The sequence below is a fragment of the Ensifer sp. Root423 genome (assembly GCF_001426275.1).
Lineage (GTDB): Bacteria > Pseudomonadota > Alphaproteobacteria > Rhizobiales > Rhizobiaceae > Ensifer > Ensifer adhaerens.
This window is the reverse complement of sequence record NZ_LMEG01000046.1, coordinates 63,221-87,900: the sequence shown is the minus strand read 5'-3', so window position 1 is coordinate 87,900 and position 24,680 is coordinate 63,221. Positions and strand designations below refer to the sequence as shown.

Genomic DNA, 24,680 nt, shown 5'->3' with positions numbered 1-24,680 from the left:
TCGCCCCGTATGGACGTTACGAGTTGCAACCGAGACACCACAATCGAATCGACGTTCTCGGGGAGCGTTAGTAGTGAGCAGCTTTTACGACCGTCCTATTCTTAATTCGCCTTACCGCGCCCCCGAATTCCATCATCCACTGGATAAGCACGGTCAGCCTCTCGACGGCGAGCCTCGGCAAGGTCGTCGCGCGTCCCGCTTCATCGTCCCAGTCCCAGCATCTCGTAAGAAGGCGGCGGCATCCCAGGCGTCCTTGGATCTCGAGACCTACAATGAGAACGCGTTGATCAACGCGGTCCGGGGACATCTCGACGCGTGGCGCAAGCTACACAATCCGGCAGATTGGGGTGTAACAGCGGCGACGCAGAGACTGCTGGAGCATTGGCGGACGCACGAGTTCAACGGACCTAAACCTTTCTTCTGCCAGGTTGAGGCCGTCGAGACGATAATCTGGTTGACAGAGGTGGCGCCGAAGCGCGCTGCCACGAAGGCCTTCATCAATGACATAGCTGCCGCTAATGCGGAAGCCAATCCAGCGCTGTTCCGCCTAGCGATGAAGATGGCGACGGGCAGCGGCAAGACGACTGTGATGGCAATGCTGATCGCATGGCAAACAGTTAATGCTGTCAGGCGTACTTCGAAGGATTTTTCCCGCGCCTTTCTAATTATCACACCAGGCATCACGATCCGCGACCGGCTGCGAGTTCTGTTGCCCAGCGAGGCCGATAACTACTACGAGACTCGCGAGATCGTGCCGCCGGAGATGCTGCCAGACATTCGCCGGGCCGAAATCGTCATCACAAATTACCACTCGTTTCAGCACCGCGAGACGCTTGCTTTGCCCAAAGTCGCTCGCAGCTTCCTTCAAGGCAACTCGCCGGAGCCGGTAAAGACTACCGAAACGGACGCGGACATGCTCAAGCGAGCATGCGAAAAACTGCTGAATTTCGACCGCGTCAATGTGATCAACGACGAAGCGCATCACTGCTATCGCCACAAGGTGGATGGAGACGCCGAAGGCCCCCTGACTGGTGATGATAAGAAGGAGGCGGCCGAGAACGAGGAGGCGGCGCGTCTTTGGATCAATGGTATCGAAGCCCTCGATCGAAAGCTGTCGAAGGGTGTTCGCGCTGTGTACGATTTGTCCGCAACGCCATTCTTCCTGAAGGGATCAGGATATCCCGAAGGCTTTCTGTTTCCGTGGGTCGTTTCTGACTTCAGCCTGATCGACGCAATCGAATGCGGCATCGTGAAACTTCCGCGCGTCCCGGTAACGGACAATCTCGTTCAGACCGACTCGGTGATCTATCGCGATCTCTGGAAGCACATCGGAAAAGACCTTCCGAAAACAGCAGCCGGCGCGAACAAGCTCAGCCCATTCGATCTTCCAAACCAGCTCAGGACCGCGCTTACTGCCCTCTACAGCCACTACGAGGGTGAGTTCGATCGGTGGAAGCGCGAAGGAATCGAGGTTCCGCCGGTCTTCATCGTGGTCTGCCAGAACACCGCAATCTCCAAGCTCGTGTTCGAATGGATCGCAGGATTCGAGCGAGGCGACGCCGAAGAAGGCGAACGCGCCGCCTTCCATGCCGGACATCTCGAACTGTTCCGAAACTATGACGAAAACGGCGTTAGGTTGCCACGCCCGCGTACGCTGCTCATCGACTCGCGCCAAATTGAATCCGGGGACGTGCTGGACAAAGGATTCCACGAGGCCGCCAAAGCGGAGATCGAGCAGTTCAGGCGCGAGATGGCAGACCGGGAAGGCGCCGGCAGCATCGGGACCGCGACCGACGAGAGCGCGCTGCTGCGCGAGGTGATGAACACCGTCGGACGTCCAGGCCGACTCGGCGAGCAAATTCGCTGCGTTGTATCGGTGTCGATGTTGACGGAGGGCTGGGACACGAACACCGTCACCCACATTCTGGGCGTTCGTGCCTTCGGCACGCAGCTCCTGTGTGAACAAGTGGTCGGCCGGGGGCTACGTCGCCAGTCCTATGAGCTGAACCCGAAGACCGGCCTGTTTGATGTCGAGTATGCCGATATCATGGGCATCCCCTTCGACTTCGCGTCAGCTCCACAGGTCGCTAAGCCGACCAAACCGAAGCCCGTGACCCGCGTGCACGCGGTCAAGGAGCGGGCAAGCTTGGAGATCGTCTTCCCACGCGTCAGTGGCTACCGGCGCGAACTGCCATCAGAGAAGCTGGAAGCTGTCTTTAACGGCGACAGCCGTCTGGTGATTACGCCCGAAGACATTGGACCGACTTCTGTCGTGATGGAAGGCATCGTCGGTGCAGGCGTCACGATTACGCCGGCTGTTCTTGAGCGCCTGCGACCATCCGAGATCAGCTTCAATCTCGCGAAGCACCTTCTCTACACTCATTTCCGTGATGATGACGGCTTTCCCAAGCAACATCTCTTTCCGCAGATCCAACGGTTGGCGCGCCGATGGCTGGACGAGGGCTACCTCGTCACGAAGGGCGTACCTGTCGGGGCGATCCTCTACCAAGACCAGCTTGCCCGCGCGGCCGAGAAGATCGACATCGCGCTCACGCGCGGCGGCGAAGGGCGAATCCTGGCGGTCCTGGATCCCTACAATCCCAAGGGATCCACGCGGCACGTCAACTTCATCACATCAAAGCCGTGCTGGACGACTGGGGCTCGGCCTGCAAAGAGCCACATCAGCCATGTCGTCCTTGATTCAACCTGGGAGGAACAGCTCGCGCTAACGCTGGAGGGGCACCCGCGCGTCACGGCATATGCTAAGAACCAGGCGATGGGCTTCGAAATTCCATACCTCGACGGCGGCGTCTTGCGCCGCTACGTCCCGGACTTCCTCGTGCGACTCGATGACGGCAGCGCTGAGCCGCTCAATATGGTCCTGGAGGTCAAGGGCATTCGCGATGAAACTGACAAGGCGAAGGCCCAGACGACGCGGGACCTTTGGGTGAAGGGTGTCAATGCCCTTGGTGGCTTCGGCCGATGGGAGTTTACTGAGTTTCGGGACTGGACGGTGATGGAGGAGGACTTTTCCGCGTTGGTTATAAGGTTGCTGGAGGCAAGGAATGGCTAAACTGAAGCCTTATGCGGCGACAAACGACAACTTGATCACACACGGGCTTGCACCGACCATGCGACTTCTGATCGCGGTTGCCCTGGATGGTTCGACGATGACATACGGGGAACTTGGCGCGAAGCTCGAGGACGATGCAGGCTTTTCCACTATCTTCAGGACGCGCCTCGGGTTTGTCGTCGGCTCCCTGATGGGCAAGATCCAGAAGGTCGAGCCGACTGCTCCCCTAATCAACGTCTTGGCGGTCAACCAAAAGGATAGACAACCCAGCAAGGGCGCCGGCTCGTTTATGGCACACCGCTTCAAAGAGAAGCGTCTTGATCGCGACGACGCCAAGAAGCGCTTCCCAACCCTTTGGCAGCACAGTTTCGAGCGAGCAGCGGGCGAAGTCTACAAGGTTTCCGCAGGCGAGTGGGCTGATCTTTATCGGAGGGTCTTTGGTACATCTCTTGATGAGCGCGCGATTGAGAGTGATCGCGAAGACCGCAAGCGAGGTACTGAGAAGGACGGAATTCAGACCGGTCGGAACTATGGCAGCGGCGGCGAGGGACCTTATCACAAATCACTTCGGTTGTGGATCAGGGACAATCCCGGATTGGTCGACAATGCTTTTGCCGAGGCAACAACTGACACCGAAGTTGATCTGGACTCGGGTGACCGGATCGACGTCGTTTATAAATTGGTTGATCGCACCATTGTCGTTGAGGTGAAGTCTCGGATTTCAAACGAAGTGGATTTGCGACGCGGCGTATATCAATGCGTCAAGTACCGCGCGGTACGGCAGGCCATGGATGTTCGAGACACCACCTCCGTTGAAGCGCTGCTCGTAACCGAGAATGAGCTGCCCGGTGAGATAGCTGCTCTGGTGAAGCTTCACGGAATCCAACACTACACGGCTCCGCTGGAGCGAGGTTGACCGAATGGCCCGTACACCTAAATCCCCCCGCATTATTGATGCGCTGAAGCACGACGGCGCCAGCCGCATCAACATTCCAACGGCCGAAATGGAAAGCTTCTTCCGGCGTGACGAGGACACCTCGCCGATGCCGCCGAAGCACTATGCGCGGGCGCGGCCGCTGGCCCCTGGCACGACCCGGACAGAGGAGGAGCCGAGCAAGCCCGAGTTGATCTGGAACGGCGCGACGATCACTATCTCCGACGAGCAGATGCAGATGTTGGCTGAAACGGGGCGGCTCACACTCTCGGACGCGCAACTCGTTTGGCGGGGTAAGGACCAGCAAGACTGGTCCGAGCTCATCGTGAACGTGCCGCCGCTCTACATCCAGGAGAAAATTCACCCAAAGGCGATCATCGACGACCTGAAGCGCCGGACGGCAGCAAACCGGGAGGCGCAGACTGACGCGCCGGATCTATTCGCCGACTTCAACGGCATCGAGCCGGACCAGCGCGCGGAGTTCTACCAGCACGATCAGCACTGGTCGAACCGCATGATACTTGGCGACAGCCTGCAGGTGATGGCGAGCCTGGCCGAGCGCGAGAGCCTGCGCGGCAAGGTGCAATGCATCTTCTTTGACCCGCCCTACGGTATCAAGTTCAACTCGAACTGGCAGGTCTCGACGCAGTCCCGTGACGTCAAAGACGGCAAACAGACTGACATCAGCCGAGAGCCCGAACAGGTGAAGGCGTTTCGCGACACCTGGAAGGACGGCATCAACTCTTACCTAACGTATTTACGCGACCGCGTTACTGCGATGCGCGACTTGTTGACGGAGAGCGGAAGTATATTCGTGCAAATCGGTGATGAACATGTTCATCGCGTTCGCGCCATCTTAGACGAATTGTTTGGTGAAACCAATTTCGTTTCAATGATCGTCTTTAAGAAGACAGGTGGTCAGAGCTCATCCGCTATCGCTAACGTCAACGACTACATTGTCTGGTATGCGCGCGACAAAACCCGTTTGAAGTCGCGACCGATGTACAGCAAGAAGATCCCTGGCGAGGAAGGCGCTACCAACTACGAGTGGGTTGAAGAAGCTTCGGGATTGCGGCGAGCTATGAACTCGCGAGAAAAATCCGGAGATGAGTCTCTGCCGCGAGACGGCAGGATCATGCAGCCGTATCCGATGTTTTCAGACGGACCCTCGCAGAGAGATCGGCCACTTGTCTGGCGTGGCAATGAATTCAAACCTTCGTCTAACTCACACTGGAAGACACATGGCGAAGGACTACAGCGTCTCGCAAAAGCTGATCGATTTGTAGCGCAGGGAAAGACACTTCGGTTCGTGAACTATCTGACCGACTATGACGTCACACCGATCCTCAACATCTGGACGGATACACAAACCAGCGGCTTCGGCGCGGACCGTGTCTACATCGTTCAGACCCTCCCCAGGGTAATCGAGCGCTGCATCCTGATGGCCACCGATCCGGGTGACCTCGTACTGGACCCAACCTGTGGGTCGGGAACCACTGCCTTCGTTGCAGAGCAGTGGGGCCGCCGCTGGATCACCATGGATACCAGTCGCGTCGCGCTGGCACTCGCCCGCACACGGCTGATGGCGGCACGGTATCCGTGGTATCTGCTGGCTGACAGCCGCGAGGGCCGCGCCAAGGAGGCCGTGCTCACACAGCGTCCGCAGCCAGACACGCCAGTCCGCAACGATATCCGACAAGGATTCGTTTACGAGCGCGTTCCGCACATTACGCTGAAGTCTGTCGCCAACAATCCCGTGATCGATGACATCTGGGAAAAGTGGCAGGCGGTACTTGAACCTCGTAGGGCCGAATTGAACCAACTTGTCGGAAAGGACTGGCACGAATGGGAGATCCCGCGGGAACCGGACAATTCGTGGTCCGACAATGTCCGAGGTGTATATAAAGCTTGGTGGGATGCCCGAATCGCCCGCCAGACGGAGATCGACGCCTCAATCGCCGCTCGGGCCGATGTCGAATACCTCTACGACAAGCCCTACGCCGATAACAACCGCGTTCGCGTCGCCGGACCGTTCACTGTGGAAAGCCTGTCGCCGCACCGCGTGCTGCCGGCCAGCGAGGAGGAACTGATCGACGACATCGCAGCCGTAGAGGGCCGGCGCTCTGCCGTCGACGCCGATCTCGCGGGCCAGGACTTCGCGGCGATCGTCATCGACTATCTAAGGACCGAAGGCGTCAAGCAGCAGGATAAGGGCGACCGCATCATCTTCGACAGCCTGACACCCTGGCCAGGCGGCAAGTTTATCGGCGCAAGCGGCACCTTCATCGAGGGCGAGAGCGGGCCGGAGCGTCGTGCTGCAATCCTGATCGGGCCAGAGTACGGCACGGTCGGGCGGCAGGACATCGTCGCTGCCGCGCGCGAGGCGGTCGACGCCCGCTTCGATGTGTTGATTGCCTGCGCTTTCAACTTCGACGCCCATTCATCGGAACTTGGGAGCCTCGGCAGCCTGAAAATCCTCAAGGCGCGCATCAACCCTGACATGCATATGTCGGATGAGCTGAAGAACACCGGCCGGGGCAATATGTTCGTTGTCTTCGGCGAACCGGACGTCGATATTCTCGATGATGGCGGGCCGCAGATCCGCGTGAAGGTGAACGGCGTCGATGTGTTCGACCCGAACACAGGGGACATACGCTCGAACGACACCGCCGGCATCGCCGCTTGGTTCATCGACTCAGACTACAACGAGGAAAGCTTCTTCGTCCGCCACGCATACTTCCTCGGCGCCAACGATCCCTACAAGAGCCTGCGCACGGCGCTCAAGGCCGATATCGACGAGGACGCCTGGGCGACGCTCTATTCGGACACGTCTCGCCCTTTCGAACGCCCGTCAACGGGCAGGATTGCGGTGAAGGTCATCAATCATTTTGGGGATGAAGTGATGAAAGTGTTCGGAGCTTGAGCATGAAGATCGCAAAACCGCTCAATATGGTCCAAACAACTTTCAACGAACTTTGCGCGAAGGGCGGCGGAATCGGCGGAGGCCCCGCACGATCAAAAGTTCAGCAACTCCTGCACGATGGGAGTAAGAAACTGAATAAGTTCGCGTTCGACGAAATCATAGATCAGTTGGCGAAGTTTCCCGATCGGGACCCCTGGCACGTCTGCTTCGCCGTCGGGCTAGGTTGGGGGCATCTAGCACAGATACACGACGACTTTACGGACAACGCGACGAAGGTGCTCTCAAGTCTTGATGCTACGTCACTTGGCAAGGCGAAGACATTTCACCTTGAGCGCGGCCCCACCCCGATAGAACAGTCTCTCACCGGCGGCTATGCAATGTTTCAAAAAGTCAGGTTGCCCATAGATTTGCCGGATGATCTTGCGAGCTATGGCCGCGCGCAAGAGCGATGGCTGCAGCCGATACTGTCGAAAACAGAAGAGCGACCGCGCTACATAGGCAGTTGGAATGCGACAGCAATGTTTATGGTGGCATTGTTCTCGAAGCCTGCCTTGGCCTCCACACTCAAGAACCGTGAAGTCATGCTTCCGCCGGGAGGGCCAATTTATATGGGTCTGTCGCTACTGCACCAAGCGAAGTTGCTGCCCCAAAAGCCTGCGGGAAGCGCACTTGATGACGAGGCATTCGAGCCCGGCGCCATCTATGAAAACAACGCTTTGATGCAACAACTCCTTAAGGGTAAATCGGATTGGAGTATCTTGGACGTGCATAGTGGCCTCTACATGCTCGGAACTCGCCACAACCTTTCTGACCAATGGGCCTAATGGAAATGCGGCGGGAAAACTTCGATCACGGATTTGATGCCTTGGCCTGGAAGAAGGCCAAGGGCGAGGCCCTAATCATTCTCAGGCAACGAGCGAAGCGCTGCGACCCGATCACCTATTCGGCACTGGCAAGCAAGATTTCGGCGATTCAGATGGAGCCGCATGACCCGCGGCTCGCTCACTTTCTTGGTGAACTTTCCACTGATGAGCACGAAGGCGGACGACCACTCATCACCGCGTTGGTGGTTCACAAACACGATCTGCAACCGGGCAAGGGCTTTTTCGACCTTTCGCGATCGCTCGGATATTCCTTTATTGATGAGATCGAATTTTGGAGTGAACAGCTCGACCGGCTGCGTGCACAATGGAAGTGAGGTGGTGACGTGAACTTCCTGATAGCAGAGACATTCACGGCCTCGTTCAGCCGCCTATCAGGCGTGGATCAGAAGGCAGTCAAGGCCAGTGTCTTTGATTTACAGATGGATCCGTCCGGCAACGGGCTACAGCTCCATCGCATTGACAACAGCAAGGATCCGAACTTCTGGTCGGCTCGTGTCAATCGAGACATAAGGCTGATCGTCCACAGGACGAGAGACAGCGTGTTGGTCGCCTATGTCGACCATCACGACGCGGCTTATGCGTGGGCTGAGCGCCGGCGGATTAGGCGCATCCACGGACCGGTGCAATACAGATCGTCGAAGTGCGCGAGCGCGTCGAAGACGTTGCGCCGCCCGGAACGCTCAACCTCGTTTTCCCCGAGCCTGCGAAAGGCGTGAAGGAGGATTCATCGTCTAAGCCGCTTTTCGCGTCTCTCGACGATGAGGCGCTGCTATCAGCGGGTGTTCCCGAAGACTGGCTAGCCGATGTCCGCGACACCTACGAGGAAGGCTTTTTTGCGCTTGCGGCGCATCTGCCAGCAGAAGCCTCCGAAGCGCTATTGGAATATGCTGCCACGGGAATACTGCCCCCGTCTGTTGCTCGCCTCGCCGATCCATTCTCCCACCCTGATGCATTGCGCAGGATTCGTCCGATCGCTGACCAAGATGAACTGGAACAGGCACTCGCCTTCCCGTGGGAGAAATGGGGTGTCTTCCTCCATCCCTCGCAACGGTCGCTGGTTGAGCAAACGTTCGCCGGACCTGCCCGCGTGGCGGGTTCGGCCGGGACAGGCAAGACGATCGTCGCGATCCATCGCGCGGTCCGGCTGGCCCGGCAAAACCCGAATGCTCGGATCCTGTTGGCAAGTTTCTCTCAGCCCCTTGCCGACGCCATGGCAAAGAAGCTTCTCGTGCTCGCGCCGGAGACTGGCGGCATCGTACCTCGCATCACCACCGCCTCTTTTCGCGGAATAGCGGAACAGATGCATCAGCTAGAGTATGGCGTGCGCCCCCGGATTGCGTCAGAATCGATGCTTAGGGAATGGCTCCACGATGCCGCGACCAAAGCCGATCTGATGGGATTTTCGGATCGATTCCTGCTGTCGGAGTGGTCCCATGTGATCGACGCCTGGGGGATTACGTCGCCGGAGGCCTATGCGACCGTTCAAAGAATGGGCCGCAAGAGCCGCCTAGGTCCGAACCAGCGGGAGCGGCTCTGGCCCGTGTTTGCGTCGGTACGCGCGTCGTTGTCGGCTGAGCGCTATACAACCTGGTCTGAGGTCTTCACGAGCCTTGCCGGTTCGATCAGCGACAGGAAGTCGAAGCCATTTGACCACATCATCATCGATGAGGCACAAGATCTTGCGCCGGCAGAGCTCCGATTCTTTGCTGCATTGGCTCCGGCCGGTGCCGACGCCATTTTTCTCTCTGGAGATGTTGGCCAGCGCATCTTCCAGCATCCTTTTTCTTGGGCTGGCCTGGGCATCGACGTTCGCGGCAGGTCGCATACGCTCAAGGTCTGCTATCGCACTTCACAGCAGATCCGCCGGGCTGCCGACAAGCTCCTGCCCAACGTTTTACGCGACACCGATGGGCTCGAGGACGAGCGTCGCGGTATCGTTTCCGTGTTCTCTGGTCCGCCGCCGGAAATCAGAACCTTCGAGAATGAGCGCGGGGAGGCCGATAGTGTGCGCGCGACCATCGCAACCTGGCTGGATGAAGGTATCGCCGCTCATGAGATCGGCGTCTTCGTGCGGACACAACAATTGATCCAGCGTGCCCGATCAGGAGTGCCTGGAAGCGATGAGGCTGCCGACATTGTCACGTCGCCGATGAGCTTGGCAAAAGGTCTGGAATTTCGCGCCGTAGTCGTGATGGCTTGCGATGAAGGAATCCTGCCTCTCGACGAGCGCGTAGCGGATGCCGCCGACGAGGCGGAGCTTGACGATGTATACGAAACGGAGCGGCGGCTGCTCTACGTGGCGTGCACCCGCGCGCGGGAACATCTGGTTCTGACCGGCCTGAGACCGGGGTCCGAGTATCTCGTCGACTTCAGCGAGTAGTCGCAGACATGCAGCGAGAGGTGGCATCGTCGGCGTCTCGTGGCTCCCCTCCTTGAGGCCAAGCCAAGGTGAGAACAAGACTCGCGCTCTTCGAACGCGAACAACAATCGTCCGCAGTAGTATGCAATCAGAACAAGGCGAGCGATCCTCGGTTTCTGACCGCAAACGGTCTGAACGAAGCCATCAGAGCTGATCGTCTGTCAATGGGCAGGCGCGTTGGTCGCGACCGCTACTCGCCCCGACATCAACAATTTGGCGGCTTGAACTGCAAGCCTTGTAGCCTTGTTGCTGTGATGTTCACTCTTTGGGCCACGAAGATCGCATAATGTATCGGCTGGAACAGCGCGTGTTTCGCCGCGACGCGAATCGAGGTCACTGAGGGTGCCGGTCGGGGCTGGAGTCGTTGGTGGCGGACGTAGCTGATGTATTTCTAGCTTGAGGCGATAGGACTCCCGCTGGGGGGACTGTTTCGACCCTTGCCTTGGTTTCCGCATCGTGAGGCGGCGAACCTTGCGATCCTTTAATAGGGGTTGCCCCAGCGGAGCACCATTGAGCCATTACGCCTCTGTGATTTTCACGAAGCCCTGTTGAACAAGCTGGATGGTTCGTGCCATCGCGTCCGTGTTGATTTTCACGTTCGGAAGGAGGTCTGCATTGCCCCAGCCGTTCGCCACTGCGGTGGCCCCGCAGAGCTCTATCTTGACACCTCGCTTCACCAAATCGGCGATCAGGTTCTTGTTGGGATTTCCCGCTGCGATCTTCCGTGAGCCGTTGTACGCCTCGTCATGCAGCGTAAGATGCCCCGCGTTCGTGTGGAATACCACTATCACTTCGGAGTCAGCGCCCCAGTCCGCAATATCGTTCGTAATGAGTTGAAGGTGGAAAATCGCGGCCGGCAGATCGCCTTCGAACTGAAGCGAGCCGATGCTGTGCACGGATTTTACGGACTTCAGTTCAACCGGGACATCGATAGTGATTGCGTGATTGGCGTCAGACATGTCTTGACTCCCTTGTTGCGAAGACGGCGCGAGCGACTTGCGATTTCGAACTATGGAAAGATGCCCGCTTGAACAAAGCTACACATAGGGGCGGCCCCCACCAATCATGGGTTCATATTAGGCTTCGACTGCTGCAGGCTACGGACCAATTCCTCAAGGCCGTCTGGGCCCCTGATACCCCATTGCAATACAGCCGTCGGATCGACGTGCTTTCGGCTCATCGCCTCCGCAAACTCACGCAGGTCCGTTCGGTTTAGTTCGGCGATGTGCGCCGCGTTCGTCACCGTCACCTTGGTTCCGAGAGCCTGGAGGATAAAACTACCTCCACTGCTGTGCGCGAACGCCTCGCGAAGGCCGACGAGGGATAGCCCCAGCTTGTCCGCCACGGCGAACACCTCGACCACATTGCGCAGGTTCAAGATCGTGAGAGCGTTGTTGCAGAGCTTCGCCGTCTGTCCGGAACCTGCCGGACCCATGGCTATGATGCTGGAGCTATGGCACTCGATGATGCCGCGGCTTTCGTCGAGGGCGTCAGTTCGTCCGCCGACGAAACAGGTAAGAGAGCGAGCTTCCGCACCCGGGCGCCCGCCGCTGACCGGCGCATCAAGAAACCGGACGCCCCACTCGGCCGCCAGTCTTTCGAATCCTTCCGATTCGATCGGATCGCCCGTCGCATGGTTGATGATGATCTTATGCCCGCCGAGTTCGCGGAACACCGAGCCATCCGCGAACAGTTCATGCAAATCTGCGTCGCTTCGGAGACACAGGCACAAGACGTCCACGCTTGCCGCCAGCTCGGCCGGGCTGGAGGCCCGTATGTGCCGGGCGTGTCTGAGGGCCTCGTATGAGGCGCCTCGTCGGGCCCACACATGAAGCTCGAACTTTTCGGCGATTGCCACTGCCATGGGCGCACCCTGATCGCCCAGGCCGATGAATCCCACACGCACGACCGCGCTCATTTCGCGTCTCCGACGAAATTGAGAGCCATTTCCCAAAGCCGATCCGCGTTGGAGCTGTCGATTGCGTACGACGCGACCCCTTCGAGCTTACCCTCCGGTCTTTTCGGGACCAAAGGGGCTTCCTGGCAGTTGTCAAAATACCGTCCGTTCATTCCTTCCACCAGAGGCGACGCGGCCAACAAAACGGATGTGGAAGCCCCTTGTTCAGGTGTCTTGCGAAGGTGCTCGGGCGTTCTCAATCCTCCGGTGTGACGTTGAAGATTGGTGGCGATCGCACCGGGGTTGAGCGCGTTCGAGACGATTCCATCAGAGGCCCAGCGATCTCTGATGCCGACCGAGAGCAGGATGCAGGCGGTCTTGGATTGAGCATATGCGAGCAGGGGATTGTAGGGGATGAACCGGAAATGAGGATCGTCCCAGAACACAGGCCCGAAGAGACTGCCTGTTGAACTGACCGAGACGACACGCGCACCCTGCGCGTTCGCGAGATGGCGACGGAGGCCTAGCGTCAGAGCGAAGTGACCGAGGAAGTTTGTCGCGAACTGCATCTCGCACCCTTCGGCCGAGCGCTGCAAATCGGACAACGCCATGATCCCCGCGTTGTTGACCAGGGCATGAAGAGGTTTATCCCAGTCCGCTACGAAAGTGCGGACGGACTTCAAGTCAGATAGGTCGAGCGCGCGCACGTCAATTTTCGGGTTTCCAGTTTCGGCTCTGAGGGCTTGGGCGACTTCTCCAGCAGCTCCCAGGCGGCGCGCCGCGATGGTGACCGACGCTCCTGCTGCGGCAAGGCTCTTCACCGTTTCGATACCGATGCCGCTGGCTCCGCCTGTGACGATCATCGTTTTGCCAGTCAAATCTACCCCTGAGAGCACTTCTGATGCCGTCGTTGAGAATCCAAAAGGAAGCTGGTCAGTCATTGCTTCGACCTTTCACTGTTATGGTTGCAACTCAGATAACCTTGGTGCATTGTTCTGTGTAGATGGACACGACTGGACAGTATGCTGAGATATTTCGCACAGTGAGCGCCCTGTCGCCTGCTGAGCTGGCGGCTTTCGTTGCCGTTGCTCAGTTCGGCGGATTTCGCGCCGCCGCTCGCAGATGTGACCTCAGCCCATCTGCTCTCAGCCACAGCGTTGCGAACCTTGAGAACCGTCTGAACGCCCAGCTCTTTCATCGCTCCACGCGCAATGTCTCACTGACCGATGCCGGGCGGCGGTTTTTCTCCCGGCTTGAACCCGCACTAGACGAGATCGCGAAGGCCGCCGATGAATTAGGTGATTTCAATGCCAAGCCGTCGGGAACGTTGAGAATAAACTCTGATGCCACGGCTGCCGAGCAGGTGCTAAGACCCTTGGTGCTCAAATTCATGGCGTCGTTTCCCGGCGTGCAGGTTGAGGTGGTGAGCGAGAGACGGCTGGTCGACATCGCCGAGCACGGTTTCGACTGCGGCATCCGCTCCAGTGAAATTGTTTCCGACGATATGATCGCCGTCCCCATTGGGCCGATGCAGCAGCATGTCGTTGTGGCCGCTCCCTCCTATCTCGCGGATGCGCCTGCTTTGCGCTCGCCGGCCAATCTGGTCGATCACCGATGCATTCAACTCCGGATGCCCAGCGGGAGTCTTTACCGTTGGGAATTCGAACGGCGGGGGGAAGCTCTTGCTACCGAGACAAGGGGTGGCCTGGTCCTCGATAATTCCCGCCTCATTCTAGCAGCCGCCATCGACGGCTACGGGCTTGCTTACTTGACCAAGTGGATGGCTGGTCCTGCCCTGGATGCCGGAATCCTTGCGCAGGTCCTGGAAGAATGGACGCCACCGTATCCCGGACTATCACTGTATTATCCTCGACATCGCCATTTGAGCGCTTCCATGCGAGCTTTCGTTTCGTTCCTTCGTGAACATGGACTGCAATAGCCGCCAGCAAGACAGAGACCCGGTGCCCTTGGCACCGGGTCTCGAACTCTTCACATGGACACGACAATCTTCCCGAACGGACCGCGACGCAGATGAGCAATCGCCTCCGGGGTCTGTGCGAATGGATAGGTCCTGTCGATCACTGGTCGCAGGGACAGCCGGTCGATTGCCGCGACCATGTCCTCCTGCGCCCGGCGATGTCCGACACCGATGCCGACGATTTGTGCCCGCTTGAACAGAATTGGTCCGATCGGCGCGCGGATTTCCGAGCTTCCTAGTAACCCGACCAGAGATATCCGCCCACCTAGAGCCAGCGCAACAACGGAGAATCCAAGGTTCTCGCCGCCCGACATCTCCAGTACGTGATGTGCGCCGAAGCCATCGGTGAGTTCCAACACACGCTCGTGCCAGGCAGGATGGGTCTGGCGATTTATGCCATCGGAGGCACCGACCGCACGCGCACGTTCGATCTTCTCGTCACTACTCGTCACCACGATAACGCGCGCCCCGTGCGCTGCGGCAAACTGGACAGCGAACAACGCGACACCCCCTGTACCCTGGACCACCACAGTCTGTCCGGCTCTTACGTGGCCAAGTTCAACCAGCGCAAACCATGCCGTCAGTCCCGCGACGGGGAGGGTGCTTGCTTCGACATGCGTGAGATTCTGCGGCGGAGCGACGAGGCGGTCTTCCGGCACGCAGACGTATTCGGCGAGCCTTCCAAGAAGCGGGACGCTATTGGTCTCGTATGGCGGAGCCGGACCATCGATCCAGTTCATGGTATCCGCCGAGATGACACGGTCTCCGATCGAGAAGCGTTTTGTATCCGGTCCCAGTCGGACAACCTCTCCCGACATGTCTGACCCCGGCACCAGGACTCCGTCTGGGCCAGAATCCATCGCTCCGTCGATCAAGGCGGCATCCCGATAGTTGAGAGACACCGCTTTCACCTTGACGAGAGCTTCCCTCGGTCCAGGCTCGGGGATCGGAACGTCACATTGTGCGAGACCGCGTTCCTGCGGCCGATATTCCCAACGCTGCATGGCTTCATTTACCTGAGATCAAAAGGACCGGGCGGCCCAGAGTTTCGCCTGCTTCAAGTGCCCTTTGCGCTTCGCCTACGCCCGAGAGAGACACCACCCTGTCAATGTGTGCCCGCAAGCTGCCCCGATCAGCGAGTTCGGCAATCTGGGAGAGTGCAGCGGTTTGGCGTAGGCGATGTGCATGATGGCGGCTGATCTGCGGCAGACCTATGTTGACGAAGCTGATGTCCAGGTTCTTCCACTCGGCCGGGCCGTTTCCCTCGGCGGGCCAATCCGATACAACAGTGTTTATCAGCCGTCCGTAGGGCGCCGTATGGCCGAAGCTTGCCGCGAAGTTCCCGTGGCCCACGAAGTCGAATACGACTTTCGCGCCGGGCTCACCTCGCCAAGCCTGAAGGGCTTCCTCGACGCTCTCCTCCCGGTAGTTAATTACAATATCGGCACCCAGCTCCCTCACCAATGCGGCCTTAGCCTCGTTGGAAACGGTGGTGGCGATCCTGGCTCCGAGAGAAGTCAGATACTGGATTGCGATATGCCCGAGTCCGCCCGCGCCGCCGTGGACCAGGACATGATCACCTCGGCTAACCTTCGCCTTTTCGAACACGGCCTCCCATGCGGTAAGGGCCACAACTGGCAGGGCGGCGGCTTCCACGAAGTCCAGTTTCTTCGGCTTCGCAGTGACGTAATCGGCGCGGACGACCTTGTATTCTGCATAGCTTCCGGGGTTTCCGGCGTAGCCGCCGTCCACGTACCAGACCTCGTCACCAACGCTGACGTTCACCACGTCTCGTCCGGCTTCGACCACAACGCCGACACCGTCGATGCCGAGGATCGTAGGCTCTTTCTGTGAACTCCCTTCGCTGTCGTAGACGGCTCCATTCTTCCTGTTCTGCCAGTCTGCAGGATTGATGCCGGCCGCCTTCACTTCAACCAGAACATCAAGCTCGTCCCGTAGCCGAGGGCGGTCGACTTCGCGCACCTGAAGGACTTCAGGTCCGCCGGGCCTAGTGACAACCAGTGCCTGCATCTTCTCAAACATCGCGCCGTTCCCCGTTGCCTGAGACGATGGCATCCAGAACGCGGTGCAGTTTCACAGCGTCTTCGAATGTAGGAGACAGGTTGGTGTGATTTCTCATGTCGGACGCGATGCGGGAATAGGCGACTCCCACGCTTTGACTGAATCCTTCCTCGAAGCCAAGGGTCTCGTAGAGAGGCGGCACTGGCAATTCCTGCATCTGCTCGGCCCCCTGTGCACCCTTTACAGTGAAGCCGCCCAGCCCGACATAACCGACGGGGCTCGTCAGGATGAGATCGCCTTTGGTGCCGTTGATCTCGATGTGGAAGTTCGTGCCGCGCGAGAGACCGCCGCGGAAGTGGACGCTGAGGGCTGCGCCGTTCGTGAGCAAGCCAGCGACAATGATTTGATCTGGCGCTGTTAATGGAACCTCTTTCCCTGTCTCCGCTATACGGGTCATCGCACGGCTGTTCGACAGCGCGCCCCTGACGGACTTCAGTCTCGAGCCGATGGCGTAGAGGGTCGCGTCAAGCGTGTGGGCGAAAGGCACGTGGAACATCGAAGCTCCATTTGCCATATCCAGTGTGTATAGGTAGCTCTCGTTGATCTCCTCACCCCAGATGATGCCAGATCCGATGACGGAAACAGACAGCACGTCGCCGACATAGCCGTCCTTAATCAGATCCCTGATGAAGTTGACGGCCGGAACGGAACGCGTTTGAAGGCCGATCGCCGTAAACGCATTCCTGCTCTTGGCCAGCGCTAGCATTTTTTCGGCGTCGCGCAGGTTCATGCCCAAGGGCCACTCCGAAAAAACGGCTTTACCTGCTTCCAGGGCCATGGTGACGAGTTCAAGGTGATGTGGAACCTTGACGGTCACGACGACCAGGTCAACGTTCGGATCCTTCACAAGTTCATGCGTCGTTCCATAGCTGTGATCCGCGCCAAACTTCTCGGCCGACGCGCGAGCCATTTCCGACCTGTTGTGGCTTACAGCCGCGATCCGGAACTCAGGCAACGCTTTCAGGGCAGGGATATGTGCGGTGGTGGCCCAGCCCTTGTCCGGATGAACGCCGATGATGCCTACTTTGATGGGATTAAGGGTCATACCGCATTCTCCTTCGGCTTGATTTCTAGGATCGTGCGGCGAAGCTCCAGGTGCGCCAGGCGCCACTTTCCGTCTTCGAGCCGCCATGTTTCGTGATAGTGGCCGTACCCGTGCATCGAGGCGGGTCGGCTGTCATTGACATCGGGAAAAATCAGGTAGTCTTCCATGGACCAGATTGCGTGGACTTCGGTCTCCGAGATGACATCGATCTCGTCATTGTGGACCTGATGGATTGTCCGTGCCCCGGCAAGGTAGCCCTTGGTGACGGCCAGGAATTCGTCGAGGGAGTCGAACTCGGCGACCACGACACCGTCCTCGCCGATAAAACGGAGCGACGGATGACGTGCGAACATCGCAGCGAATTCCGACCAGTTCTGGGTATCCACGTATCGGCAGTAGCGAGCTTTCGACGTGCGTATGGTTTCGACCAGGGCGTGATGGTTTTGCAATTGGAATCTCCTTTTCGAGCCTCCATATAGCGATGACATGCAAGAGCCTTCAGCCTCGATCGTCCCAAGTTCTGGCTCGATCGTCCATAATAGGAACATTTAGTTGGACCCTTTGACCGACATCTTCTCTTCGATGCGAATTAGGAAAGCGAAGTTCACGACGCTGGACGCGACTGCCCCATGGGGCGTCGCCTCGGACGGTGACCCGGCGATTAAATTCGTTCTCGTGGTCCGCGGATCAGGAGTCCTCACCACACGGGAAAATCCCCATGCGGTGTCGTTGCGCGCAGGCGACGTCTTCATCATGTTCGGGAACGAGCCTTACCGGGTTTACGATCATGCAGACTCGCGCACGGCGGACTGTCTTGATGTCGAGACCCTTCGTGTGGGCAACAGGATCCAGTTCGGTGGAGGCGGTGCGACGACCACTTTCATCAGCGGCTTCTTCGAGATCGACAGACTTGACGCCCGGCCCTTGCTGAATGTGCTGCCTAAACTGCTTCACCTCAAATCGGAGCAGAGCCGGAGCCGGCAATTTCAATCGGTGCTTGAGTTGCTCGCGGCAGAAGCAGATTCTCCGGGGCTCGGTTCGGATGCCGTGGTGCGTCGCCTGTTCGAGCTGCTTTTTGTTCATGCGATCCGTGCTTTCGCGCAACTAGGGTTGGCGCCAAAGACGGGATGGCTGGCGGCAGTCTCCGACAGGAATCTGGTCTTGGCGGTCGATGCCATGCACTCAGAGCTCCAAATGCCGTGGACGGTGGATCAGCTCGCAAAGAAGGCTGGTATGTCGCGCTCAGCTTTCGCCGCCCGCTTCAAGGATGTCGTAGGACAAGCTCCGCTGGAGTATCTGACAGAATGGCGGATTTACCAGGCTGCCAGGCTGGTTGAGGGCAATGCAAACAAGCTTTCTGTGATCTCGCGAAGCGTGGGGTATCGGTCGGAGGCAGCGTTCACGAAGGCCTTCAGGAAGGTAATGGGGACCGCGCCCAGCCAATACAGAAAAAACCTTGCCGAGGCCAAGGAGGGCCGGGCGACCCCGATCATTGCGGAAATGCAAGAAGCCGCGTAATCGCCTGGAGAAGCACTTTGCTGTTCAGTGGTTTTCGCATGAAGACTCTGCGGTCATCGGCTCCCGCGAAACCACGATCCTCAATGTCGCTGCGACCTGTCATCAGTATCATCGGCATTTCAGGTTCCCGGCCTCTGACCGCCTGCTCCAACTCGAACCCGTCCATCGAGCCCATGCTGATATCCGTGATTACGCAGTCACACGCGGAGAGGTCTCCACTCGAGAGAAAAGCTTTCGGCGACCTATAGGTTCGGGCCAGATAACCTACGGACTCAAGAAGCTCACGCAGCCCCTCAAGAACCCGCTTATCGTCATCCACAATTGCAAAGGTATGGCTCGCCTGCGCTATCATTCGTCAGTTTCCATGTCGGGAGTGCGTAATCGGTATGCTGAGTTTGGAGGCGATCCGCACCAAGTCGGCCAAGGAGTCGGCATGCATCTTGCGCATCATGTTGCCTCGATGGATTTGGAAGGTGATCTCGCTTATTCCAAGCTCGGCGGCACCTTGCTTGTTCATTAATCCACTTACAACGAGTGGGAGGACATCGCGTTCCCTGGCGGAAAGGCATTCCAGCCGAGATTGTAGTTCACTGAGTGCGGCTCGATCGTGTCGCGCCTCGCGGTCGCGCGCGAGTGCCAATTCGATCGCAGCGCGCAGGTCGTGCTCCCTGAACGGTTTCGCAAGGAAATCGACTGCGCCCAGCTTCATCGCGCGGACCGTCATCGGTATGTCCCCGTGGCCCGTTATGAAAATGATCGGAGGATGCGGTTCATCCGCCAACCGCGCTTGGAGCTCGAAACCGTCGATATCTGGCAACCGTATGTCGAGTACGAGACATGAAGGATTCTGGGGCTTTGGGGCATCCAGATATTCCTGCGCCGTTGCGAACGTCGCAACGTTGACCTGCCACGATTCTAGGAGCTCGGAAAGTCCGTCCCGGACGCGCTTGTCGTCGTCTATCACGAAGACTGCATGATCCTCACTGTACATCGGTTATTCTCCGGACAAGGGGAGTGCAAAGCTGAATACCGCGCCGGTGGGCTCCGCGGGCGAAGCCCATAGCTTTCCGGCGTGTGCGCCGACGATGCTTCGGCAGATCGACAACCCGATGCCCATGCCGTTATGCTTCGTGGTGTAGAATGGTTCGAATATCTTCTCGTTGTCGTGTAGCCCGACCCCGCTGTCCCGCACATCCACGAGGATTGTCCCGTCATCGAACCGCGAGCGGATTTCCAGTAATCGTATTGCCCCGTTCAATGTCGCCATCGCATCCATCGCGTTCTGAATGAGATTGACAAGTACCTGGAGGATGAGGCCCCTGTCGAAGTTCGCCGTCGGCAGGTCCGGCTCCAGGCGAGTTCGCAGATCGCATTTCGAACCTGAAATCCTCTCGCGCAGCAGCGTGCAGGCTTCCTCGATGACCTCGTTGATGTTTCCCGGGCTTTTCACCCCGCCCGATTGCCTGAAGAGAGCCTTTATCCTGCTGATCACTTCGCCTGCGTCGTTCGCGGCATCTGCCGCCTTTCTTGCACTGTATTTCGCCCTGTCGATGTTTGGTGGCTTCGCACTGAGCCAGCTTTCGGTGGCACTGCTGTTTGTGACGACGGCCACCAAAGGTTGGTTCAACTCGTGGGCAATTGAAGCGGATAACTCAGATAGACTGGCGGCACGTGCCGCGAGTTCAAGCTGATGTTGGGCCTTCTGAAGCTGCGCCTGCGCCTGGGTTTCTTCCTCGACGTCGACAATGACACCGTACCACTGAAAGAGCCTGCTTTGGCAGTCGCGCAGGACACGTGCCCTGCAGTCGACAAGGTGATATTGGCCGTTGGCCAAACGATGGCGGTATTTCAGTGCAATGGGTTCGCCGGACTTGAAGCTTTGCTCAAAGCGATGCCGCAAAAAAGGCGCGTCCGCCGGGTGAACGAGACTGCTGATCATCGGCGCGAAGCCCGAACCGTTTACCCCACGAAGCTCCTCGAGCGTCACCCCGGAATATTTCATCAATGGCTCGTTGAAATAGGTGGGCTGTCCCTCCGGACTCGCGCACCACACAAAGGCAGGAAGCGTGTCGAGCATCAATCTCAGCCGGTCGGCGTTCGCCCGGAGTTCCTCCTGCGTCCTATGAAGCTCCTCGATGTCGACGTTGGTCCCATACCACTCGATGATTTCACCGTCCTCGCCGAGGAGCGGGGCCGCGTCGATCCTGTTCCAACGGTAGGTGCCGTCCTTATATCGCAATCGGCAGACCAGTGAGAGCGATGCCTTTCGTTCGACGCAGGCCGCCCACGCCGACTGGAAACCTTCAACATCATCCCGATGAACGACACCGAAATTGTTCGCCCTGATCTCTTCGAATGTCGCTCCGAGGTACTCGAGGGTCTTGGGGTTCTGGTAGATCGGCACGCCCGACGGGGAGGCGCACCATATCATCACCGGCATCGTATCGATCAGTGTTTGAAGCTGCCTTTCGCTATCCTCCAGCCGCTGCTCAGCGCGCTTCTTCTCATCGATGTCGATTGTTGTTCCGAACCACCCGAGTGTGTTGCCCTCCTTATCGACATGGGGGCGGCCGTAAGCGTGAAACCAGCGATACTCGCCGTCCGACCGTTTTATGCGATGAATTGACTCGAAGGAGGTACCGGTCCGCATGCTAGTAAGCCAAGCCTCGGTTACGCGCTCGGCCTCGTCTGGGTGAACGGCCTCCAGCCCGGTTCGCCCTGTGGCGTTGAATTCGTCGGTCCGCTTGCCGACGTACTCGACCACGCTCGGGTTCACGTAGACGAAGTTTCCCTTGGCGTCGGTAGCCCAACCTAGCCCCGGCATGCTTTCAACGATCAGTTTCGCGTCATTGAGGTGTTGGTCGGCAGCAGCACGCGCTCGCCATATGTTTACCAGCCAGAAGGCGCCCAGTGCGCACAACAGAAATGCCGCCGAGCGGGCTATGGAGGCGAACCCATCGGACGATAGGAAGACGATCAGAGCGCCGACGACAATCAAGAGCAACGCAATTGCCACAGCGACCTGCCTGCGTTTGATAAGCATGAGTGCCGCAAGGGCTAGGAACAACGCACCGTACGGCTCCTGCTCCATCATCCCCAGAGCAGTTCCGGCGCATCCCGTAGCAAGTGCAGGTGCGTATTGCCGTACTTGATGCACCCTCACGACATTCTCCCAGGTTGCACCATTGGAGTTCGGTGAAACTATACTTCGATCAATAAGATCAGGCTAGTTGCGCTTCCACGACTAACGGAAACATATGATTGGCCGAGCAGGGCCTCCTGTCTAACATTGAAGACACCGAAAGCGATCGACGCACGAGATTGAAATCCCGTTGAACTCGCTGTCCCAGCCGCCGTCCAAGCGATGGCCCACTGAAGGATGTAGGTCATGGCAGAACGAAAATCAGGGCTTCCTCCGATCTCACGTCGCGCCGTGTTGGGCAGCGCCGCAGGAGCTGTCGGAGCTTCCCTCCTTGGGTTTTCACCAATTGCTCCGGTATCGACCGCGAGTGGACAGACACAGCAACGATCAGCCGAGGAAAAGACAATGGGTACGATCACCACTAAGGATGGGACGCAGATATTCTACAAGGATTGGGGAAAGGGCCAACCCATCGTCTTCCATCACGGTTGGCCGCTCAGCGCCGATGACTGGGACAACCAGATGCTCTTCTTCCTCAGCAAGGGCTACCGGGTAATCGCCCACGACAGGCGCGGCCATGGCCGGTCGACGCAGACCGCGACCGGTAATGACATGGATACTTATGCGGCCGACGTCGCTGAGCTTGCAAAGGCGCTCGACCTGCGTGACGCGATCCATGTGGGGCATTCGACAGGAGGCGGCGAAGTCACTCGCTACGTTGCCCAGCATGGAAAGGGTAGAGTGGCCAAGGCAGTGATAATCTCGGCGATCCCACCGGTGATGCTGAAGTCCGACGACAATCCCGGTGGCTTGCCCATCGGAGTGTTCGACGATCTCCGCGCCCAACTCGCAGCCAACCGCGCGCAGTTCTACCTCGACGTTCCCACGGGTCCTTTCTACGGCTTCAACAGGAAGGACGCCAAGGTTTTCCCGGGGCTGATCCAGAATTGGTGGCGGCAGGGAATGATCGGCGGAGCGATCGCGCACTATGAATGCATTAAGGTCTTCTCGGAGACAAACTTCACTGAAGACCTGAAGAAGATCGATGTTCCGGTTCTGGTAATGCACGGCGACGATGACCAGATCGTTCCGATCGCCGACGCTGCCCTCCTGTCGATCAAGCTACTGAAGCACGGTACGCTGAAGGTCTACAAGGGGCTGCCGCACGGTATGTGCAGCACACATCCCGATATCATAAATCCCGATCTGCTGGCGTTTTTCCAGGCATGATCGCCCGGCGGGAAAGACGGCTTCAGGTGATACCCCAAGCTCCCTGGAGCCGCCCCGCCACCATTTCCGAAAGGATCTTCCATGACCCAAGATTTCAAATTTTCCCGCCGCGGGTTTTGTCTCTGCTGCATGGCAGCCTCCACGTTCGCGGCATCCGGAGGCTGGCTTAGTCCCCGGCAGGTTTTCGCGAAAGCCCAGGGCATCGTGGACATGATCCGCGACGAGGCGGCAAAAGCGCCGATCAAGATTCACAAAACTAAGGCGGGCGTTTCGATCCTTGAAGGTTCAGGCGGGAACATAGCAGTGTTGACCGGGGGAGACGGAAAGGTCTTGATCGACGGAGGCATAACCGCGTCCCGTCCTCGCATCCTCGAAGCCTTGTCCGGGCTCGGAAAGCAGCCAATCAAGCACCTTATCAACACACACTGGCATTTCGATCACACGGATGGAAACGAGTGGCTCAACGCCGAAGGGGCCGCGATCCGGGCGCACGAGAACACCAGGAAACATCTCATGACCGTTCAAAGGGTGGACGACTGGGACTTCGAGTTTCCACGGTCGCCGCTCGCTGCCGTGCCGTCGGAGACGGTCGGCGACGAGATGTCGCTCGAGCTCAACAAGGAAACGTTGATGCTGAAGCACCATCCGAACGCGCATACTGACGGCGACATCTCGGTCACCTTCAGCGAGGCAAACATCGTCCACACCGGAGACCTGTACTGGAACGGCATTTACCCATTCATCGACTATTCGACTGGTGGAGGGATCGACGGCAAGATCAAGGCGGTTGAAGACATTCTCTCTAACATCACCGAAGAGACAGTTGTCATTCCGGGGCACGGTCAGCCTCTCAGCAAAAAGTCCGAATTAAGTGACTACCGTACGATGCTCGTCGACATCCGCGGAAATGTGGCAAAGCTGAAGTCCGAGGGAAAGCCCATCGACGAGATCATTGCCGCGAAACCGACTGCCGACTTCGACGCAAAGTGGGGGCAGTTCGTCATCAGTCCCGAGTTCTTCACGCGTCTTGTCTATCATGGCGTCTGAGTTGCGAAATCACGAGGGTATGTGATGTCTATGATCGATTGGAATGCCTATCATCAGCAGGTGCTTGCGGGGGTAGGCGAAATCGCCGCACTGAGTCCGGACGTGATCAGAGGCTACCAGGCAATCGGTGGAGCGGCCCGTAAAACCAATCTGCTGGGTAGCAAGGTCAACGAACTGATCGCTCTAGCGGCTGCGGTCTCGCTGCGCTGCGATGGCTGCATCGTTGTTCACACCGACGCCGCGCTTAAAGCGGGTGCAACGCGCGAAGAGATCGCCGAGGCGCTCGGGACGGCTATTGGCGTCAACGCTGGAGCAGGACTCGTTTATTCCACGCGAGTGATGGATGCCGTCAAATCAAAGGCTTTATGACAACCTCAGCGGTTACATTGAGGCTCAGCCCAGGTCGGGCCTGTCAGGGTTACCCGCAATTGGGTGAACGGAGGTTCGGTTGAGAAAAGAAAGATTCGGTTCATGCTCAGGCACTCCCGAAAACTGCCTGAGGCCATCG

21 protein-coding genes are annotated in these 24,680 nt (G+C 58.4%); 11 read left to right on the top strand and 10 right to left on the bottom strand.

Features of this window, described 5'->3' with window-relative positions:
• Positions 1 to 73: 73 nt before the first annotated feature.
• The 6 genes from ASD01_RS32530 (at position 74) to ASD01_RS32505 (ending at position 10,194) form a co-directional block, all read left to right on the top strand.
• On the top strand, positions 74 to 3,073 hold the full coding sequence (locus ASD01_RS32530; RefSeq protein WP_060644913.1) for a BPTD_3080 family restriction endonuclease: 3,000 nt from the start codon (positions 74 to 76) through the stop codon (positions 3,071 to 3,073).
• Positions 3,066 to 3,989 (top strand): hypothetical protein, encoded by a 924-nt coding sequence (locus ASD01_RS32525; protein ID WP_060644912.1) that lies wholly within the window; start codon positions 3,066 to 3,068, stop codon positions 3,987 to 3,989. Before ASD01_RS32530 ends, ASD01_RS32525 begins: the two co-directional genes overlap by 8 nt.
• Positions 3,990 to 3,993: 4 nt before the next feature.
• On the top strand, positions 3,994 to 6,930 hold the full coding sequence (locus ASD01_RS32520) for a site-specific DNA-methyltransferase (protein WP_060644911.1): 2,937 nt from the start codon (positions 3,994 to 3,996) through the stop codon (positions 6,928 to 6,930).
• 2 nt (positions 6,931 to 6,932) lie between these two features.
• On the top strand, positions 6,933 to 7,754 hold the full coding sequence (locus ASD01_RS32515) for a hypothetical protein (protein ID WP_060644910.1): 822 nt from the start codon (positions 6,933 to 6,935) through the stop codon (positions 7,752 to 7,754).
• Positions 7,755 to 7,795: 41 nt separating this feature from the next.
• Complete coding sequence (locus ASD01_RS32510; protein ID WP_156623716.1) at positions 7,796 to 8,128, top strand: hypothetical protein; 333 nt, start codon at positions 7,796 to 7,798, stop codon at positions 8,126 to 8,128.
• 326 nt (positions 8,129 to 8,454) lie between these two features.
• The gene (locus ASD01_RS32505; RefSeq protein ID WP_244495324.1) at positions 8,455 to 10,194 is read left to right on the top strand and encodes a 3'-5' exonuclease; all 1,740 of its coding nucleotides are present in this window, start codon (positions 8,455 to 8,457) and stop codon (positions 10,192 to 10,194) included.
• 557 nt (positions 10,195 to 10,751) lie between these two features.
• On the opposite strand, the gene ASD01_RS32500 is transcribed toward ASD01_RS32505, so the two are convergent.
• From ASD01_RS32500 to ASD01_RS32490, 3 genes are all read right to left on the bottom strand, one after another.
• Positions 10,752 to 11,192 (bottom strand): DsrE family protein, encoded by a 441-nt coding sequence (locus tag ASD01_RS32500; RefSeq protein WP_060644908.1) that lies wholly within the window; start codon positions 11,190 to 11,192, stop codon positions 10,752 to 10,754.
• Between the two features lie 104 nt (positions 11,193 to 11,296).
• On the bottom strand, positions 11,297 to 12,151 hold the full coding sequence (locus tag ASD01_RS32495) for an NAD(P)-dependent oxidoreductase (protein WP_060644907.1): 855 nt from the start codon (positions 12,149 to 12,151) through the stop codon (positions 11,297 to 11,299).
• Positions 12,148 to 13,071, bottom strand: coding sequence for an SDR family NAD(P)-dependent oxidoreductase (locus tag ASD01_RS32490; RefSeq protein WP_200954166.1), 924 nt, complete (start codon positions 13,069 to 13,071; stop codon positions 12,148 to 12,150). The genes ASD01_RS32495 and ASD01_RS32490 overlap by 4 nt, the downstream gene beginning before the upstream one ends.
• A 101-nt stretch (positions 13,072 to 13,172) precedes the next feature.
• Between ASD01_RS32490 and ASD01_RS32485 the strand changes: the two genes are divergently transcribed.
• A complete protein-coding gene (locus ASD01_RS32485; RefSeq protein WP_244495323.1) occupies positions 13,173 to 14,069 on the top strand; it encodes a LysR family transcriptional regulator in 897 nt (298 codons plus the stop codon).
• 50 nt (positions 14,070 to 14,119) lie between these two features.
• Here the strand turns inward: ASD01_RS32485 and ASD01_RS32480 are convergent, their stop codons facing one another.
• Genes ASD01_RS32480 through ASD01_RS32465 form a run of 4 tightly spaced genes read right to left on the bottom strand, consistent with a single transcriptional unit; the run spans position 14,120 to position 17,684 of the window.
• Complete coding sequence (locus ASD01_RS32480) at positions 14,120 to 15,112, bottom strand: zinc-dependent alcohol dehydrogenase family protein (RefSeq protein WP_060644904.1); 993 nt, start codon at positions 15,110 to 15,112, stop codon at positions 14,120 to 14,122.
• 4 nt (positions 15,113 to 15,116) lie between these two features.
• Positions 15,117 to 16,151 carry a quinone oxidoreductase family protein gene (locus ASD01_RS32475; protein WP_060644903.1) on the bottom strand — a complete coding sequence of 345 codons (1,035 nt, stop codon included), beginning with the start codon at positions 16,149 to 16,151 and terminating at the stop codon, positions 15,117 to 15,119.
• Positions 16,144 to 17,235 (bottom strand): Gfo/Idh/MocA family protein, encoded by a 1,092-nt coding sequence (locus ASD01_RS32470; RefSeq protein ID WP_060644902.1) that lies wholly within the window; start codon positions 17,233 to 17,235, stop codon positions 16,144 to 16,146. Before ASD01_RS32470 ends, ASD01_RS32475 begins: the two co-directional genes overlap by 8 nt.
• Positions 17,232 to 17,684 carry a nuclear transport factor 2 family protein gene (locus ASD01_RS32465; protein WP_244495322.1) on the bottom strand — a complete coding sequence of 151 codons (453 nt, stop codon included), beginning with the start codon at positions 17,682 to 17,684 and terminating at the stop codon, positions 17,232 to 17,234. The genes ASD01_RS32470 and ASD01_RS32465 overlap by 4 nt, the downstream gene beginning before the upstream one ends.
• 103 nt (positions 17,685 to 17,787) lie before the next feature.
• Here ASD01_RS32465 and ASD01_RS35100 point away from each other — a divergent pair, with 103 nt between their 5' ends.
• Entirely contained in the window at positions 17,788 to 18,753 is a 966-nt protein-coding gene (locus ASD01_RS35100) for an AraC family transcriptional regulator (RefSeq protein WP_082584722.1), read from the top strand.
• Here ASD01_RS35100 and ASD01_RS32455 read toward each other — a convergent pair.
• From ASD01_RS32455 to ASD01_RS32445, 3 genes are read right to left on the bottom strand one after another with little or no spacing between them, the layout of a single operon-like run.
• Positions 18,725 to 19,105: a response regulator transcription factor gene (locus tag ASD01_RS32455; RefSeq protein WP_060644901.1), complete on the bottom strand. Its 381-nt coding sequence runs from the start codon at positions 19,103 to 19,105 to the stop codon at positions 18,725 to 18,727. The two genes, ASD01_RS35100 and ASD01_RS32455, sit on opposite strands and share 29 nt — an antisense overlap.
• 3 nt (positions 19,106 to 19,108) lie before the next feature.
• A complete protein-coding gene (locus ASD01_RS32450; protein ID WP_057223500.1) occupies positions 19,109 to 19,744 on the bottom strand; it encodes a response regulator transcription factor in 636 nt (211 codons plus the stop codon).
• 3 nt (positions 19,745 to 19,747) lie between these two features.
• The gene (locus ASD01_RS32445) at positions 19,748 to 21,796 is read right to left on the bottom strand and encodes a PAS domain-containing protein (protein WP_060644998.1); all 2,049 of its coding nucleotides are present in this window, start codon (positions 21,794 to 21,796) and stop codon (positions 19,748 to 19,750) included.
• Positions 21,797 to 22,300: 504 nt separating this feature from the next.
• Between ASD01_RS32445 and ASD01_RS32440 the strand changes: the two genes are divergently transcribed.
• The 3 genes from ASD01_RS32440 to ASD01_RS32430 all read left to right on the top strand — a co-directional run bounded on the left by ASD01_RS32440 (position 22,301) and on the right by ASD01_RS32430 (position 24,541).
• Positions 22,301 to 23,125, top strand: a complete 825-nt coding sequence (locus tag ASD01_RS32440) for an alpha/beta fold hydrolase (RefSeq protein WP_060644900.1) — start codon at positions 22,301 to 22,303, stop codon at positions 23,123 to 23,125.
• Between the two features lie 81 nt (positions 23,126 to 23,206).
• Positions 23,207 to 24,172, top strand: coding sequence for an MBL fold metallo-hydrolase (locus ASD01_RS32435; protein ID WP_458574513.1), 966 nt, complete (start codon positions 23,207 to 23,209; stop codon positions 24,170 to 24,172).
• Positions 24,173 to 24,196: 24 nt separating this feature from the next.
• Positions 24,197 to 24,541: a carboxymuconolactone decarboxylase family protein gene (locus ASD01_RS32430; protein ID WP_082584721.1), complete on the top strand. Its 345-nt coding sequence runs from the start codon at positions 24,197 to 24,199 to the stop codon at positions 24,539 to 24,541.
• Positions 24,542 to 24,680 lie beyond the last annotated feature (139 nt).